Below are 16,954 nucleotides of genomic sequence, written 5' to 3'. Positions count from 1 at the left end.
TCGTTCACCTCACTTGTAGCGTATCAGATTTTCCAAAGAAAAGAAAAAGGCGAAACTGAAACGATGTTCAGTTCGCCTTGAAGTTGTATAGCGGTTTGATCACTTGGTCGATCGTCACCGCCGGTTCGATATAACGGACGATTTCTTTCATCGATTTATAGACGAATGGCGACTCGTCGAGCGTCGACGGTCGAACAGATGTCGACCAGACGCCTTTCATCGTTTGTTTGAACTCATTGAAATCGACTCGTTTTCGTGCCGCCGACCGAGACATGACACGTCCCGCACCGTGCGGTCCGGAGAAGTTCCAGTCGGGATTCCCTTTCCCGGTACAGATGAGGGAGCCGTCGCGCATGTTCATCGGGATGATGACGCGCTCTCCGTCTCTAGCCGAGATGGCCCCTTTTCGAAGAATCATCGCCTCGTGGTCGATGTAGTTGTGCACGGTGTCGAATTGATCGACGACGTTCCAGTTCATCGCCTCGATAATAACATCCGTCATGGCGAGACGATTGGCCGCCGCGTACTGTTGCGCGATGCGGACATCATGCATGTAATCGGTCATCGCGTCTCCTTCGACGTATGCGAGGTCACGGAACTTCACGCGAGCCGCCTTCTCTTGTTCGAGGTACGACGCGATATCACGTTCCCGGCCAGCCGCTTTCAAACGTTCAATCTCCTGTTTCACGTCCGCCGTCCCCATCATCTGTTCGATGGCCCGCTGTTGATAATGATTGGCGATTTGAACCCCGAGATGACGTGAGCCGGAATGGATGACGAGATACGTCCGTCCCCCGTCCTCATTCACTTCAATGAAGTGATTGCCCGAACCAAGTGTCCCGACGGAGCGCAAGGCGCGGTCGAGTTTGAACGGGGCGCGTACTTCTTCCAATGATAGATCGTCCGCATAAGGGTGCGCCGCTTCTCGAATATTCATCCCGCTCGGTACGAGTTGACGGATGACATCATCTAATCGTTGAAAATCGATCCGCTTCACCTTGATCTCAGTGCAGAGCATCCCGCATCCGAGGTCCACGCCGACGAGGTTCGGCACGACTTTATCGTGTATCGTCATCGTCGTCCCGACGACCGAACCTTTGCCGGCATGCATGTCCGGCATGATTCGAATCGTCGCTCCTTTCGTGAACGGTTGGTCGACGAGCGTCTGCAGCTGTGAGCGTGTCATATCATCCATCCGTTCATTGAACACTTTGGCTTGATTATACTTTCCGATGATCTCCATACGTTCTCCTCTCTCAACTGATGGCTTGTTGTTTGCTTTGCAGCTCATGCATGCGGGCGTAAACGCCTCCGAAGGCGATGAGCGACTGATGGTTACCGCGCTCGATGATGTGACCGTGGTCGAGGACGAGGATTTGATCGGCTTCACGAATCGTCGACAAGCGGTGAGCGATGACGAACGTTGTCCGCCCTTTCGTGAGCGTCTTGAGCGCTTCTTGAATGAGCGCTTCCGTTTCCGAGTCGACGCTCGCCGTCGCCTCGTCTAAGACGAGGATGGCCGGGTCGAAGACGAGGGCACGGGCAAAGCTGATCAGTTGGCGTTCCCCGCTCGAGAGCGAGGCACCGCGCTCGATGACCGGCTCATCAAGCCCCTGTGGCAGCTGTTTGACGAAACGGTCGGCTCCGACGGCCGTCAACGCTTGCCATATCCGATCGTCCGAAATCGTCTCGTCGCCGAGCGTCACGTTCGTTTTAATCGACCCTGTAAAGAGGAACGGGTCTTGTAATACGATGCCGAGATGGTCACGGACGGCCTGCGTCGGCAGTTTCGTCACGTCCAACCCGTCGATGTTGAGCGTTCCTTCCGACGGGTCATAGAACCGCATGAGCAAGTTCATGATGGAACTCTTGCCGCTGCCGGTATGACCGACGAGGGCAATCGTCTCGCCCGGAGAAGCATGAATATCGATGTGTTGCAGCACCGGCTTGCCGGCCTCATAGCTGAACGACACGTCTTTAAATTCGACCTCTCCTTTAAAGCGTGGAATACGTTCGCCTGACACATCTTCTCCTTTTTCATCGAGCAGTTGGAACATCCGGTCGGCCGAGACGAGCGCTTGTTGCAACGGCGACAACTGGTTCATGATTTGCGTCACCGGCTCAAAGATCCGTGACACGTAATCGATATACGCGTACAGTATCCCGAGCGTGAGCACACTGCCCGTTCCGAGTGTCTGTGCACCGACGACCCAAATGAGGAGGGCGAGCGCCATGTTGCGGAAGAAGTTGACCAAGTTGTGCGACATGAGCGCATCGAGTTTTAATAGCTTCCGTCGTGTTTGGAAGTTATCGCTGTTCTTCTCGTTGAACTCGTCATACACCAGGTCTTCTTTCACATACGATTGGATGATCGGCATCGTTTGAATGCTCTCGTTCAACTGGGCGTTCATGTCGGCGACGAGCGCCCGGACACGGAAGTTGTTTCGAGTCGACAAGCGCTGGAACAGCTTGATCCAGACGATGACGACCGGGATGATGATGAGCGAGACGAGGCCGAGGCGCACGTCTAGGAAGAACATGGCGATCAAAACACCGATCATCATGACGACACTTTGGAACACGCGCGCGAGTACGCCTAAATACAAGTCGCGAATCGTCTCGGTGTCGTTCGTGACACGGCTGACAATTTTCCCGATCGGAGTCTGGTCAAAGTAACGGACCGGAATCGTCTGTAAGTGCCGCATGACGTCGAGCCGCATCGTCTTGACAATTGTATGGGCCGACCGTTGGAGGAGCATCTGTTGTCCCCAGTTCAACCCGGCCGCGATGAGAAGCAAGACGACGTAAAGCCCCGATAAGATGAGGACCGCCCGCAAATCCGTTTCATAAAATTGGAACACGTCGGTCGATGAGAGCGGCACGATATTCGCATACGTCGCTGTTTCCTCACTGCGTGTGATCGTGAGGACACCGTCGGCAACTTCACGGACACCCCCGTTCATGACGGCATCCGGTACGAGGTAGTATCCGTCTGTCGTCTGGACGATCGAGACCGGTCTTACGACCGCCTCCCCGTCGAGTCTCGATTCTTTCTCATAAGAATTTCCATCGAATGAGACGCTACCGCCTGATTCAACTTGGACCCAATCGCGCTCGATGGCGACGATATGGTCATCGATGATGATTTTTGCGATATACGGTCCCGCGAGTTCCGCACCGACCGCTAAAAAGAGTAACAACAGACCGAGGAAGATGGAGCGCTTCACTTGTTTGGCATAGCCGACGAGTGAGCGAATCGTCTTCTTCCTGCGGACTGGATCTAATTCATATTGATCGATCATGAGAGATTCCCCCTTTTCCCGGATTACTCCGTCTCTCCTTGTCGAACGTATTGTTCGTAGTACCAACCGCGTCGTTCCATCAGTTGGTCGTGCGTGCCGCGTTCCGTGACGCGACCGTCCTGCAAGACGAGAATCTGGTCGGCATGGGCGACGGCGGACAATCTATGGGCGACGATGAACGTCGTCTGTTCAGCGCGGCTCGTGCGCACCGAGTCAATGATGCGCGCTTCCGTCTTCGCATCGACCGCCGAGAGCGAGTCGTCGAGCAATAAAATTTCTGGGTTTTTGAGCAAGGCACGCGCGATCGACAGGCGTTGTTTCTGGCCACCTGACAGCATGACGCCTTGCTCCCCGACGACGGTGTCGAGTCCGTTCTCCAAATGTTCGATGTCGGTGTCGAAAGCAGCGAGTCGAATTGCCGTTTGCAGCTCGGCCTCCGTCGCCCCGTCCGATCCGAACAAGATGTTGTCGCGCACCGTCTTCGAGAACAATAGATGTTCTTGAGACACGTAGCCGCTCCAACCCCGAACCGTCTCGAGTTTGATGTCTGAGATCGGTACACCGTTAATGAGGAGCGAGTCATCGATCGGATACTCACGGATCAATTGGCGCAAGAGCGTCGTCTTCCCAGCCCCGGTCGGTCCGACGATCCCAATCGTCTCGCCGCGCGAAACGTGCAAGACGATGTCCTCGAGTGAGGGCCGATTCGCCCCTGGGTACTCGAACGTAAGAGACTTGAACGTGATCTTCTCCGGTGCCTCCATCTCGACGGAACCGCTCGAGACGACGTCCGGCTCTTCATTCATCGTGGCCTCGATCCGTTCAAGGCTCGCCGTGCCTCGTTGGACGACGTTGATCAATTCTCCGAACGCGTACATCGGCCAAATGAGCATCCCTAAATAAATATTGAACGAGACGAGTTGTCCGAGCGTGATGTCGTTCGTGAAGACGAGATACGTCCCGAACGACAGCCCGATCAAATAGCTCAGTCCGACGAGCAGCTTGATGACCGGTTCGAACAAGACGTCGATTTTGGCGACGTGCATGTTTTTCGCCATGACATCGTCCGTGATCGTGTCGAACTTTTTCGTGTCCGCCTCTTCTTGAACGAACGAGCGCACGACGCGAAGTCCTGAAATCGACTCGACGACTTGGTCGTTCATGACGCCGAACGCGTCTTGCGCCGCCGTAAAGCGAGCGTGGATCTGTCGGCCGAGCTTGTTCATCGACCAAGCGAGGAGCGGCATCGGCAACAGGGCTGCGAGCGTCAGTTTCCAGTCAATGAACACCCCCATGATGGTCAAGGCGATGAGCGTCATGTTGAACGAATCGACGAGCGTCATAACTCCAAACCCGGCCGTCCGTTCCACCGCTTTCAAATCGTTCGTCGCGAGCGCCATCAAGTCACCTGTGCGATGCTGTTGATAAAACCGCGGCGTCTGCCGGAGCAAATGACCGAAGAAGCGCCCCCGTAGTTTTTTCTCGAGCAAGAACGCCGTGCCGAACAGGCGGGCGATCCATAAATACGACATGACGTACGACAAGACCATGATCCCGAGGAGCGACCCGACGATGACGATCAGTCGCTCCGTCGTCAGACTCCCTTCGCGGATCGCATCGATGGCTTGGCCGATGATCCACGGCGGAAGCATATCGACGAATCCGGTGATGATCAGTAAGATGATAGCGATGATATACGTCCGTTTTTGTCTTTTAATAAACCAATCCAATTGTTTAATCAGTTTCACGACTGATTTCCCCCTTCCGCCCTTTCCGAGCACGCAAAAAAGCACACCTCACCTGATTGTGCAACCAATCGGATGAAGTGCGCTTGACAGTCTTCAGTCTTTTGCATGGTCAGGGAAAGGACACTACCCCTATCCAGCTGCCCGTTTAAGCAGTCAAATAAGAGTAGCCATATGATGTTGTGTGTGTGCGTTGTAGTGTTGTGATGTACTTCATCATGCTGGCTCCTCTCGTTTCATAGTTTTAAAATCTACTAAAACCTTAGCAGACTGTTCAGAAAATTGTCAATATTATTTTGTAAAGATTTTGTAATTTCTTTTAGTTCATGAAGAATGTCGCAAGAATGACTCCGACAATGCCTGTCGCCGTGACGTAATAGATCATCGGCATGAGCGTGTAGCGGATGATCGTCCCTTCTTTTCCGAGGAGACCCGCGACCGAGGCAACAGCGACGACGTTCAAGACGCAAATCATGTTACCGGCGTTCGCCCCTGCCATCTGCATCGACAAGGCAAGCGTCTCACTCATTCCGACTGAATCCGCGACACTCGTCGTCAAGCTCGAGAACATCATATTCGAGAACGTGGCCGATCCGGACACGAACGACCCGAGCGCCCCGATCCACGGTGCAACGATCGGCCAGACACCGCCGAACGTATCGGCTGCTGCTGTGGCGAGTTCGACCGGCATCGACGCAAGACCGGCTCCACCGTTTTCCGAGTGGATGAAAATCCGAACCATCGGCACCGATGCGGCGAGTGTGATCAACGTCCCACCGATTCCGAGCGTCGTCGATTTGAACACTGACGCCACTTGTGACCAGCTCATGTTGTGCAAGAAGAACGTCGCGATCATCGTCAAGATGAACATGAACCCTGGTGAGTAGAACGGTTCCCATGACGTCGAGATGCCCGTCACCCCTAAAATGTCTGGGAGGTTGATGCGGACGCTTCGCGTCAATTCATTCAAGAACGGTACTGTACGTGTCAAGATGAGGAAAATCGTCAAAATCAAGTATGGCGCCCAAGCTTTCCACTGTGGAAGTTCACGCTTTCCTGTTTTGACGGTCGGTTGCTCGAGCGGCTCATCAAGTTCGTCGACATAACCGTCAAACGTCCAAACACGCTTCGGCATCAAAATGCCTTTTTTCGCCATGGCGACCAAGATGACGAGACCGGTCAAGCCTCCGAGCATTCCACCGAACTCAAAGCCGAGGACGAGCGTCCACAAATAGGCCGGGACACTGTAGACGAGCGCCGCGACGAGTGCAATCGGCAACACTTCGAATGCCGGTTTAACTGATTTCGCTTTACTGAAGAAGCGCGTCAGCATCAAAATCAAGATGAACGGGATGAATAGCCCGACGGCCATGTCGATGAGTACCGTCTGCAAGACGACACTCGTCAAAAATTCGATCGCCTCAGGCTGGCTCACGTCGAGCGAGAGACCGTTCCCGATTCCGATCAAAGCTGGCGTCCCGACCGCACCGAACGTTACGGCTGATACATCGGCCGACAAGGCGATGACGACGGCCGCAATCGGCGGAAAGCCGAGCGCGATGAGAAGCGGAGCCGCGACCGTGGCCGGCGTCCCGAATCCTGATGCCCCTTCAATGAACGAAACGAACAGCCAACCGACGATGAGCACTTGGATTCGAGGGTCCGGGGTGATCGTGACGAAGCCGGAACGGATGGCGTTCATTCCGCCGCCTTCCCGCATCGTATTCATCATTCCAATCGCACCGTACACGATCCAAGCGGCCGTGATGGCGATGACAAGTCCTTGTAAAATTGCTGCCGTGATTTGTGTGACATCTAGCTGCCACACGAAGAAAGCGAGAAGTGCTGTTAACACGAGTGAGAGTGGCATCGCAACCGATGCCGGTAAACGCATAATGACCAATAAGATGAGCACGGCCACAATCGGCATCAGTGCTGTAATCCATTCGAAAATCGTCAATGTAGACCCACCTTTTCAGATTTTTCCCCTACCGTAAACCGATGTCCCATTACGATTGTTCTTCCGCGAGCCTGTCTAAGGCTCGTTCGATCACATCGTACGGAAACCCTTTGCGCCGAAGCTGCATCTTCATGCGCTGTTTCCGTTCGAACGCAGCGTACCCGCTATACTTCCGATTCAACTTTTCGGCTTGCGTCAGACAGGCCGTAAGCTCGACGTCCTCATCCTCGTTTTCCCAAAACGTATGAATCGCCTCTGAAATGATATCAAACGTGAAACCCCTTTGCATTAGGGTTTGTTGAATTCTTTGTTGCACTTCTGTGGCGGAACGGCGATTTGTTTCCAATTGTTTCCTTTTTACGAACTTTCCGGCCTTTTCGAGCTGGTCTTCGTGTGAAATCGAGGCGATGACGTCTTCGATTGTGTTCGGGTCGATCCGAAGCTGCGCCAGTTCCCGCTTGATTTTGATCGGTCCACTCGGACTCGTATTGAACTTCGTTTGAACGTACGCTTTGGCGAATTCGGCATCGTTCAAGTATCGTTGTTCTTTCAACCGTTCGATGACATGTTTGATTGCGGTCTCGCTTACTTCTTTCTTCACCAGATAGTCATGCACCTCTGAAACGGAGCGCATTCGGTACGACAAATAGTTGACGGCTGCTTTATATGCTTTTTGCTGTTCTTCTGCCTGAAGGACGTCACGGACAAAATCATCTTCGAGCTCCATCCCTCTCGTCAGTCCGTATTTGATGAAGACATCGACATCGATCGCAAAGGCGAACTCTTCCTTACCGTCTTTCTCGACGAAGACGTTTAGCCGGTCTTTGTTTTTTTGTTGCGTCGTAAATTTAGCAATTTTCACAAAAACCCTCCTTTTCCTAGTTCTAACATATCACGTTCCCCGCTCAAGAAGGATTTTTGATAAGTTAGAAGAAAGGGTATTCACAATACGAACGGTACGCTTTCTTTATGGAACTCATACCCGTTTTGAAATCGCTTCAATATACTGGAGGGAGACTCATGAAAATCGCAATCACAGGCGGGACCGGGCTCATCGGCCGCCCGCTCGTCCGCGCGCTCGCCGAAGCCGGCCACCAAGTCGTCGTCTTGACGCGCAATCCACGCCCGCGGCAAGGGGGCATCTCCTTTGTCGAATGGTTGACACCAAACAGTCATCCCGAAACTGCGCTCCAAGACGTGGACGCGTTCATCCATTTGGCAGGCGCCTCGATCAATGATGGACGATGGACGCATAAACAAAAGCAGGCCATCCTCCAAAGTCGAATCGACGGAACGAAAGAAGTCGTCCGTATCATTAAAAATATGAAACGAAAGCCAAACGTCGTCATTAGCGGTTCCGCAATCGGTATTTACGGAGAAGACCGCTCGATCACCTACGCGGAATCGACACCGCTTCCGGACCGGACAAACTTTTTAGGAAATGTTTGCGTCCTTTGGGAACAAGAGGCCGCCCCGATCAAAGACATGGGCATCCGGCTCGCCTTCATGCGGACAGGCGTCGTCTTGTCAAATGACGGCGGTGCGTTCCCGCTCATGAAGTTACCGTACACGTTCGGCGCGGGCGGCCGGATCGGCTCAGGGGAGCAATGGGTCCCATGGATTCATTTAGACGATCTCGTCCGACTGTTCGTCCACGTCATCGAGACCGACTCGATTGAAGGGCCTGTCAACGGGACAGCGCCGACACCCGTCACGATGGACGAGTTCGGCCAAACAATCGCCCGCGTCATGCACCGCCCGCACTGGTTCCCTGCCCCGGCCCCTCTCATGAAGCTCGCGCTCGGCGAAAAGAGCGTCATCGTTTTAGAAGGCGCGAAAGTCGTCCCGACGAAAGCGCTCAACCATGGGTTCAAATTCCGCTATGAGACGTTAGAGCCCGCACTAAAACAACTGTTACATTTAACTTGAGGAGGACATACGACACGTGAGTAATTTGTTAATTCGCAACGCCCATATTTATCCGATCACCGCTCCCCATTTTTACGGAGACCTTCGCGTCCGCGACGGAAAAATCGTAGAGATGGCTGAACTGCTCGACCCGGTTGACGGCGAGAGCGTCGTCGAGGCGGAAGGTAACTTCTTGTTCCCCGGTTTTATCGACGCCCATACGCACCTCGGACTTTATGACGAAGGAACCGGCTCGGTCGGGAACGATGCCAACGAGACGGTTGAAGCGATGACCCCGCACGCGCGTGCCATCGACGGTGTGTATCCGCTTGACGAAGGCTTCCGTGAGGCACTCATGGCCGGGGTAACGACCGTCCAAGTCATGCCCGGAAGTATGAACGTCATCGGTGGCGTGACGAGCGTCATCAAAACGCACGGCCGTTTCATCGAAGACATGGTTCTCAGGCGTTATGCCGGACTCAAGATGGCGCTCGGCGAAAACCCGAAGCGAATCCATAGCATGGGCAAGACAGGGGAATTGACACGGATGGGGATCATGGGACTTCTCCGTGAGGCGTTCCGTACCGTCGACTCGACGAAGACGATCGGCACGTTCGGCAGCCAGATGATCCAGCTCGCCCTCGATCGGAAGATGCCGGTCCGCGTCCATGCTCACCGCGCCGATGACATTCTCTCCGTCGTCCGTTTCGCCGAAGAGTTCAATCTCGACTACCGGATCGAGCATTGCACGGAAGGTCACCTCGTCGCCGAGAAATTGCGCGAACTCGGGGTGAAGCACGTCACGGTCGGACCGACGTTCACGCGCAAATCAAAGATCGAGCTTCAAAACAAGACGTGGGAGACGTACCGGATCCTCCACGAGCACGGTATGGTCGTCTCGATCACGACCGACCATCCGTACACACCGGTCCAATACTTGAATCTATGTGCCGGACTCGCCGCGCGTGAAGGGCTGCCGGTCGATGTCGCGCTACGCGCCATCACGATTCACCCGGCCGAATCACTCGGCGTCGCTGACCGGGTCGGCTCGCTCGAAGTCGGGAAAGATGCCGACCTCGTGCTCTGGAGTCACTTCCCACTCGACTACATGTCGAAGCCGATTATGACGATTGTGAACGGTCAAATCGTCTACGCGACAGAGCGTGCCAGAACGCATCATGAGATGGACTGATTTTCATTATTTTTCATAACCGTTTTTACGTATAATTTACTTGCATTTTTAAAAAATCTATATAAAATTATCTTGTAACTTCATAAAGCAACCAAGGCGGTTCGAACAGCGAAGCCAGAAGTATGCTTTCGTTACGACTATTCTTCAGCGGTCTGAAATAGGAGGAGGAATGTAAAGGTGCTCAAATTTCGTGAGCTCACCGACTGCGCGGAGTTGTTCGAACTGATGCAACACCCAGATGTCTTTCCGTATGTCCGTCAAAAGACGGTCCACTTTGACGAGTTTTTATTTAGCACGAAGCAAGTGATCGAGCTAGAAGAGCAAGGAAATATCATCTCACGCACCATCACGAACGAGTTCGGTACCCCGATCGGGACGATCAGCTTGTTCGATGTGGAGTCCGGCTACGGATTCCTCGGTACGTGGCTTGGCAAACCGTATCACGGGAAAGGTTACAATCAAGTCGCGAAAGAAACGTTCTTCTCTGAACTGTTCTTCGAGCTTGATATTGAAAGTGTGTTTTTGAAAATCCGAAAATCGAATGAGCGTTCCATCGCCGCGGCCGAGAAATTGCCATACGCGTTTTGCGCCAACGAGATTCGGTCTGAACTGCTCACAGAGATCAACCAAGGCGACGTCGAGTACGTCCTTTACGAAGTCTCAAAGTCGAGCTTCCAACTGTATTTGCACTCGCTCCATGCGCCTGAATTCGACCATTCGTATGAAGCACAACTCGAAGCATAAGCCAATTCTGACAAAGAATTGGCTTTTTTGTGGCGTTTTTGTGTGGATTGCATGAGGACAACTTTACGGCAATGAATATTTCTGTTCTAATTCGAAGAGATAGGTATGATAGAAGTATGAGGGATTTGTCACACGCCCTGTTAACTGTTTTGTAAAGGAGAATGAATCATGTCAGAACCAGTGTTTCGTATCTTAGTTACCGATGATGAAGAACAAATGCGGGATTTGCTCGTTTCGAACTTAGAAAAGGAAGGGTACGAGACAGTCACCGCGACGAACGGTCTCGAGGCGATTGAACTGTTAAAAGCACAGTCGTTTCATCTTGTCCTGCTCGATGTCATGATGCCCGAACTCGACGGCCTCACGGCTTGCATGCGCATTCGTGAGTTCTCGAACGTGCCGATCATCATGCTCACCGCTCGTTCGGAAGAGCTCGATCGGATCCACGGCTTGAAAATCGGCGCGGACGACTACATCACCAAGCCGTTCAGCCCTCGTGAGTTGCTCGCCCGCATCGAAGCGACACTTCGCCGGACGCACAACTTCTCGAAAGAGCAGGAAGCGACGTTCGACGTCGGGGTGTTATCGATCGACATCGAGGGCCGGGCCGTCAGCGTCAAAGGAAAAACCGTCAACTTGACTCGAAAAGAGTTCGACCTTCTGTACTTGTTCATCACGAACGAAGATAAAGTGTTCTCTCGGGAACAACTGCTCGACCAGATTTGGGGAACCGAGTACCACGGCAACCTCCGGACGGTCGATACGCACATTAAAACGCTCCGCCTCAAACTCGGGGAAGCGGGCGGCTATATTCAAACAGTCTGGGGGATCGGCTATAAGTTCGAGGCGAACGTATGAAGCAATACACGATCCGGAAGCGGATTTGGATCACCATCTGGACAGCCAGCCTCTTCTCCGCGTTCGTGTTCATCATCATGACGTTTTACTTGTACGACAAGTTCTACATCCAGACGCAAGAAGAGCTGCTCATCAACCGCGGGGAGAAACTCGTCACGATCTACAAAGCCGACGGGTTCTCCGACGCGTTTTCTGACAGTATGACGTACACGAACGAACTGACCGAGACGAAAGTGTTTTTATCTTCTGTCAAAGAAGATGGCCTCGGTTCCGGCAAAACGTTTTTACGGGAACAAGACCTGGCACGCCTGCAAGACGGCTACGCCATCTCGGTCACACGCAAACACCCGACCGAGGATGTCGATATTCTCATGTCCGCCTTCCCGCTCATCCGTGACGGTGAACTCGACAACGCGCTCATCCTTTATATGGAGCTGAGTAAAATCAGCGAGCCGTTTCAGCCGATCCGGCTCATGATCACGTTCTTGCTCATTCTCATGATCGTCAACTTGCTCATTTTCGGCACACAAATCATCGATACGATCATCCAGCCGCTCATTCAGATGAAACGGGCGTCCCAAGTGTATGCCAAAGGCGACTTCTCACACCGCATCCCCATCTATTATGACGATGAGATCGGTGAGCTCGCCGAGACGCTCAACCGGATGGCCGAATCGCTCGGTCTCGTCGAAGAGCAACGGAAGGAGTTTTTGGCGAACGTCAGCCACGAGCTTCGCACCCCGCTCTCCTATATTCGTGGATATACCGAGATGCTCCAAGACCCGGCGATCGATGAGAAGACACGGAAACAGTATTACGAGATTATCGAGAACGAGACGAATCGCTTGCAACGACTCGTCACCGACTTGCTCGACCTCGCCCAACTCGAACGTGACTCTTACCCGATGACGAAAGAACCGGTCGTCTATTCACAAGTGCTCGAGGACGTGCTCTACCGGTTCGAGCCGATCGCACAGGCAAAAGGCGTCACGATTCAGACGGAACTCGATTTCGAGCTCATCATCCTCGGGGACCACGACCGCCTCGAACAAGTCGTCGGGAACTTGCTCGATAACGCGTTGCGGTATACGGAGGCCGGCAAATCGATTCATGTGAAGACATTCGCCGAGGAAGGGTATGCCATCACCGAGATTCGTGATGAAGGCCGAGGCATCCCGAAAGAAGACCTCGACAAATTGACGGAACGGTTCTACCGCGTCAACAAGTCAAGGACGCGAGAAGACGGCGGCACCGGTTTAGGCCTCGCCATCGCCAAACACATCATGGAACGTCACGGAGGGTCGATTCATTTCGCTTCCGAAGTAGGTCAAGGCACGACGGTCACACTCGGCCTGCCACTGCTACCGGATGACGAATTCGACATATAAAAAAGGCAGCTGCGGCTGACTATCAGACTGTAGACAAAACATTGTCTGCAGTTTTTTGTTTGCCCGACCGGACACAGCTCGCTTGGTCGGTCCACGCATCAATCCCTCTTTTCGTACCCTCGTCCCTTTTTTATAATGAGAGGTAGAGAACCCGTCATGGGGGCGAATCGAACGATCAGGTAATCAACAGAATCGGAAACCAATCGAACACGATTGGAGATGGTCACGCTAGACGAGTGCGTGTTCGCGGACGCAAAAGAGAAGCATGGCATGCGTTGGACCCGTTACCGGGGACTTGAAAAAGTTTCAATGCAGGCGATGCTTACAAGAGATAAAAGTTTTGACTTTTTAGGCATGCTCTCAGTCCTCCTTAGTAGTTTTGACTGCAAACTTAAGTACAACAACAGCTATAAATACTGCAATGGTGACTATAGTCTTTGTTGTATTGGTCATCCCATCGACAAAGAAATACATGAATGTTACTGCGGCGAGAAACAAAATGTAAATCCACTCTTTAGTTGAATTTTTCATATGTCCAACCTCCTAACAGTTGCCAAATTAACATACTAAATCATGGAACGAAACCCCTAGAAAAATCGTTAAAGGAAAAACACATGTGTTTTAAATTGGAACTAGGGAAATATATATTTAACGGCGGTCATGAAACAAGTAGCCTTATGAAAGATAAAGAACCAGTCATGGAGGCGATTCCGATGAGCAGGAAGTCAACAGAATCGGAAATCAATCGAACACAACTGGAGATGGTCACGCCAGACGAGCTCGTGCCAGCGGATCATCGAGCGATACCTCTGGCAACCCTATATGGACGAGGTCGAAGAACTCCGCCACACCGAATTGAACCGCAACATATATGATCGTCGGAAACAGACAATCGAGCGCGTGTTCGCGGACGCAAAAGAGAAGCATGGCATGCGTTGGACCCGTTACCGGGGACTTGAAAAAGTTTCAATGCAGGCGATGCTCACCTTTGCTGCCCTCAATCTCAAGAAGATGGCAGGCTGGACAGGGTCTCGGGCAGAGCGCCTCAAGGCCCGAAAACGACAAAGTCACGTTTCAGCTCGCCTGAAACGTGACTTTGTCTTCAATCTGAAAGGCAGCCGCGGCTGCCTTTTTTATATGTCTTGACCTTTGAAAGACTCTTCGGATTCGTTCATGAGACGCTCACGCTCGGCGTGCGTCTGCGGGAAGCCGTTCGCCTGCCACTCGGCCCGGTGGTTCGAATCGAGTTGAGTGAGCCCTTCCTCGGCCTCATCTTTGTCCGAATCGACGCTCTCCATCCGGTCCATCTTGCTCCATGTATCCTCATCACGGTCTTGTGTCAACAAGGCCGCCACTTTCGGCGCCACGAGCGCGGCACCGGCGACACCGAGCACGATGCCCATTAAAACTTTCTTATCCATACGTTACCCCTCCTTAGTCACTATGTACGGATAATTCCACCATTGTTTCAAATCGAAACCATTTCGTAAAGCGTTTACACGAAATCGGAAAGTGGAATAACAGAGAAACAAGGAGGCGAGACGAATGAAAAAGCAGAATCAACCATCTAAGCGTCGCTTCGACAACCCGGACGCCGTCGATACGGACAAAGACAGCATCTTCGATCAAGAAGGGATGGAGACGGTCGATCCAATCCCAGTCGAGGAACTGAACCAAGAAGTAAAAGATGAGAAACGAAAGCGACACTCCAAAAACGACTCCGTCAGCGAGAAAAAATATGACTAACGTAAAAGGATGCGGCTCGGCCGCATCCTTTTACGTTAAATCTTTTGGCGAGAAGCCGTATGGAAGCATCTCTTCTTTTGTCATTACTTTCGTGTCTCCGGCCATGTTCGCCAAAATCAACGTGAAGTCGTCGCCCGCAAACTCGGCGATGACTTGGCGGCAGGCGCCACACGGTGAGATCGGCCCGTCCGTGTCACCGACGACAACGACCGTCTCGATCGTCTTGCTACCTTCCGAAATGGCCTTGAAGATGGCAGTCCGTTCAGCACACATCGACAAACCGTATGAGGCGTTCTCGACGTTACAACCTGACACTTCTTTCCCCGTCTCATCGATGACGACGGCACCAACGTTGAACTTCGAGTAAGGGGTATAGGCGCGTGACCGTGCGTCAATCGCTTTATGGACGAGCTCTTGCACTTTTTCATGTGGGATCATGTGATGTTCCTCCGCTTCTATTGATAAAAGAAGTCTGACATCTGAACTATAACGTGAAAACGCTTTCCTAGCAAGCGTTTTCACCGTCCCGTCAATATTTTTTCTTTTTCTTCTTCTCGAAGACGACGACCGACTCGACGTGCGCCGTTTGCGGGAACATGTCGTACGGCTGGACGTAGTTCACTTTGTATCCGGCTTTCATGAGTTGGTCTGCGTCACGGGCGAGCGTCTGTGGGTTACACGACACATAGACGAGTCGTTGTGCTTTCGAAGAAATGATCGCGTTCAACAGTTGGTGGTCCACTCCGGTCCGTGGCGGGTCGACGACGATGACGTCAGGAATCCATCCGTCTTTCACCCAACGCGGGATCCAGTGCTCGGCCCGGCCTTCGACGTACGTCGCATGGTTGAACCCGTTCTCACGCATGTGGGCGTTAGCGTCTTCGACCGCTTCCGGGACGACTTCCATGCCGCGGATTTCTTTGGCATGCGGCGCGAGCCAAAGCCCGATTGACCCGACGCCGGCATACGCGTCGATGACACGTTCTTCACCCGTCAACGCGGCCGCCTCGACGACTTCCCGATACATGACCTCGGTCTGGGCCGGGTTCAATTGGAAGAACGCGCGTGGCGACAAGTGGTAATGGACGTCGTCGAGTTGTTCGTCCATCTTCTCTTGCCCGGCGATGTGGATGGTGCGATAGCCGAAGATGACACCTGAACGGTTCGAGTTGATGTTCAAATGAAACGAGACGACGTTCGGTAACGCCATGATGCGGTCACTGAGTTCGTCTAAGTCCGGCACGTCCTCATGACCGACGACGAGGACTACTTGGACGTCGTTCGTCTTATAACCTGAACGGACGACGACAGTACGGGCAAAGCCAGTATCCCGACGAGCATCGTACACCGGGATGTCGAGTTCGTTCAAGATGCGGACGATGGCGTTGTTGATGTTCGTCGTGTCGCGCTGTTGGACCATACAATGTTCAATCGGGACGAGCGTGTTCGAGTTCGGTTTATAGAGACCTGATACGATCTCACCACGACGGACGCTGAGTGGGAACTGGGATTTGTTTCGGTAGTACCACGGGTCTTCCATCCCTTTTGTCGGGCGAATGTCCGACTTGTCGACGTTCAGCTTCGTCTTTTGACGGAACGCGTTGCGAACAATTTCTTCTTTATACTCCATTTGCAGGCGTGGGCTCATATGCTGAATCTGACAGCCCCCACACTCGTCATAGATTGGGCACGGCGGTTTGACGCGGTCTTTTGACGCGTTGTCGCGCTTGACGACACGAGCCTCGGCATAGTTGCGTTCGACGCGTGTGATCTCGACTTTCGCCTCTTCGCCCGGCAACAAGTTCGGAATAAAGACGACCATCCGATTGATGGTCGCTATTCCTTCCCCGTTAATCCCGAGACGTTCGGCGGTGACGCTCTTATAATCTCCTACGATCAGTTTCAATGTGTTTCATCCTTTCGATCCTTGTTCTAAATCTTTGGCGTAACGTACGACTTTCGCACGTAAGGAATCAATGTCAGCTAACAGGCGATGCAAATCCTCTGGCGTCGTGTGCTCGTCCAACGTATTGACTGACAGACAGAGCAATTCCGTTCTCGATTTCAACACATTCATTTTTCCTGCCGTATCGGTTCGTGATTTACCCATC

General features: G+C 52.8%; 16 protein-coding genes and 2 pseudogenes. 8 read left to right on the top strand and 10 right to left on the bottom strand.

Translation table 11 applies throughout. The annotated features are described in order from the left end of the window. Positions 1–67: 67 nt before the first annotated feature. The 5 genes from L971_RS07805 to recX form a co-directional block, all read right to left on the bottom strand. Positions 68–1,243: an RNA-splicing ligase RtcB gene (locus L971_RS07805; RefSeq protein ID WP_024372388.1), complete on the bottom strand. Its 1,176-nt coding sequence runs from the start codon at positions 1,241–1,243 to the stop codon at positions 68–70. 13 nt (positions 1,244–1,256) lie between these two features. Beyond that, entirely contained in the window at positions 1,257–3,302 is a 2,046-nt protein-coding gene (locus tag L971_RS07800; RefSeq protein ID WP_052200333.1) for an ABC transporter ATP-binding protein, read from the bottom strand. A 23-nt stretch (positions 3,303–3,325) separates the two neighbouring features. Continuing rightward, a complete protein-coding gene (locus tag L971_RS07795) occupies positions 3,326–5,050 on the bottom strand; it encodes an ABC transporter ATP-binding protein (protein ID WP_024372386.1) in 1,725 nt (574 codons plus the stop codon). Between the two features lie 316 nt (positions 5,051–5,366). Continuing rightward, positions 5,367–7,007: an L-lactate permease gene (locus L971_RS07790; protein WP_052200332.1), complete on the bottom strand. Its 1,641-nt coding sequence runs from the start codon at positions 7,005–7,007 to the stop codon at positions 5,367–5,369. A 49-nt stretch (positions 7,008–7,056) separates the two neighbouring features. Continuing rightward, a complete protein-coding gene (recX, locus tag L971_RS07785; RefSeq protein WP_024372384.1) occupies positions 7,057–7,869 on the bottom strand; it encodes a recombination regulator RecX in 813 nt (270 codons plus the stop codon). 158 nt (positions 7,870–8,027) lie between these two features. Between recX and L971_RS07780 the strand changes: the two genes are divergently transcribed. The 6 genes and pseudogenes from L971_RS07780 to L971_RS14950 all read left to right on the top strand — a co-directional run. Then, positions 8,028–8,936, top strand: a complete 909-nt coding sequence (locus tag L971_RS07780; protein ID WP_024372383.1) for a TIGR01777 family oxidoreductase — start codon at positions 8,028–8,030, stop codon at positions 8,934–8,936. Between the two features lie 16 nt (positions 8,937–8,952). Then, the gene (locus tag L971_RS07775; RefSeq protein ID WP_029335887.1) at positions 8,953–10,107 is read left to right on the top strand and encodes an amidohydrolase; all 1,155 of its coding nucleotides are present in this window, start codon (positions 8,953–8,955) and stop codon (positions 10,105–10,107) included. Positions 10,108–10,284: 177 nt separating this feature from the next. Then, positions 10,285–10,851, top strand: a complete 567-nt coding sequence (locus L971_RS07770; protein WP_024372381.1) for a GNAT family N-acetyltransferase — start codon at positions 10,285–10,287, stop codon at positions 10,849–10,851. Between the two features lie 168 nt (positions 10,852–11,019). Then, positions 11,020–11,709 (top strand): response regulator transcription factor, encoded by a 690-nt coding sequence (locus L971_RS07765; protein WP_024372380.1) that lies wholly within the window; start codon positions 11,020–11,022, stop codon positions 11,707–11,709. Then, complete coding sequence (locus tag L971_RS07760) at positions 11,706–13,097, top strand: cell wall metabolism sensor histidine kinase WalK (RefSeq protein ID WP_047375295.1); 1,392 nt, start codon at positions 11,706–11,708, stop codon at positions 13,095–13,097. Before L971_RS07765 ends, L971_RS07760 begins: the two co-directional genes overlap by 4 nt. Before the next feature lie 234 nt (positions 13,098–13,331). After that, a pseudogene (locus L971_RS14950) lies at positions 13,332–13,424 on the top strand (transposase); the annotation flags it as partial. 33 nt (positions 13,425–13,457) lie between these two features. Here L971_RS14950 and L971_RS15175 read toward each other — a convergent pair. Further along, positions 13,458–13,628 carry a hypothetical protein gene (locus L971_RS15175; protein WP_197053169.1) on the bottom strand — a complete coding sequence of 57 codons (171 nt, stop codon included), beginning with the start codon at positions 13,626–13,628 and terminating at the stop codon, positions 13,458–13,460. Between the two features lie 255 nt (positions 13,629–13,883). On the opposite strand from L971_RS15175, the pseudogene L971_RS15220 reads away from it, so the two are divergent. Beyond that, a pseudogene (locus tag L971_RS15220) lies at positions 13,884–14,243 on the top strand (transposase); the annotation flags it as partial. On the opposite strand, the gene L971_RS07750 reads toward L971_RS15220, so the two are convergent. After that, positions 14,231–14,518, bottom strand: coding sequence for a hypothetical protein (locus L971_RS07750; RefSeq protein ID WP_024372377.1), 288 nt, complete (start codon positions 14,516–14,518; stop codon positions 14,231–14,233). The pseudogene L971_RS15220 and the gene L971_RS07750 overlap by 13 nt on opposite strands. Before the next feature lie 124 nt (positions 14,519–14,642). On the opposite strand from L971_RS07750, the gene L971_RS07745 reads away from it, so the two are divergent. After that, positions 14,643–14,843 carry a hypothetical protein gene (locus tag L971_RS07745; RefSeq protein ID WP_024372376.1) on the top strand — a complete coding sequence of 67 codons (201 nt, stop codon included), beginning with the start codon at positions 14,643–14,645 and terminating at the stop codon, positions 14,841–14,843. Positions 14,844–14,873: 30 nt separating this feature from the next. Here the strand turns inward: L971_RS07745 and L971_RS07740 are convergent, their stop codons facing one another. From L971_RS07740 to L971_RS07730, 3 genes are all read right to left on the bottom strand, one after another. Next, complete coding sequence (locus L971_RS07740; protein ID WP_255360783.1) at positions 14,874–15,302, bottom strand: cytidine deaminase; 429 nt, start codon at positions 15,300–15,302, stop codon at positions 14,874–14,876. Positions 15,303–15,372: 70 nt separating this feature from the next. Further along, positions 15,373–16,749 (bottom strand): 23S rRNA (uracil(1939)-C(5))-methyltransferase RlmD, encoded by a 1,377-nt coding sequence (gene rlmD, locus L971_RS07735; RefSeq protein ID WP_029335900.1) that lies wholly within the window; start codon positions 16,747–16,749, stop codon positions 15,373–15,375. Positions 16,750–16,755: 6 nt separating this feature from the next. Next, positions 16,756–16,953 carry a hypothetical protein gene (locus L971_RS07730; RefSeq protein WP_024371614.1) on the bottom strand — a complete coding sequence of 66 codons (198 nt, stop codon included), beginning with the start codon at positions 16,951–16,953 and terminating at the stop codon, positions 16,756–16,758. Position 16,954 lies beyond the last annotated feature (1 nt).

The organism is Exiguobacterium sp. ZOR0005 (assembly GCF_000798975.1).
Taxonomy (GTDB): domain Bacteria; phylum Bacillota; class Bacilli; order Exiguobacteriales; family Exiguobacteriaceae; genus Exiguobacterium; species Exiguobacterium aurantiacum.
The sequence above is the reverse complement of the archived record's forward strand: the minus strand, read 5'-3'. Positions and strand labels throughout refer to the sequence as shown.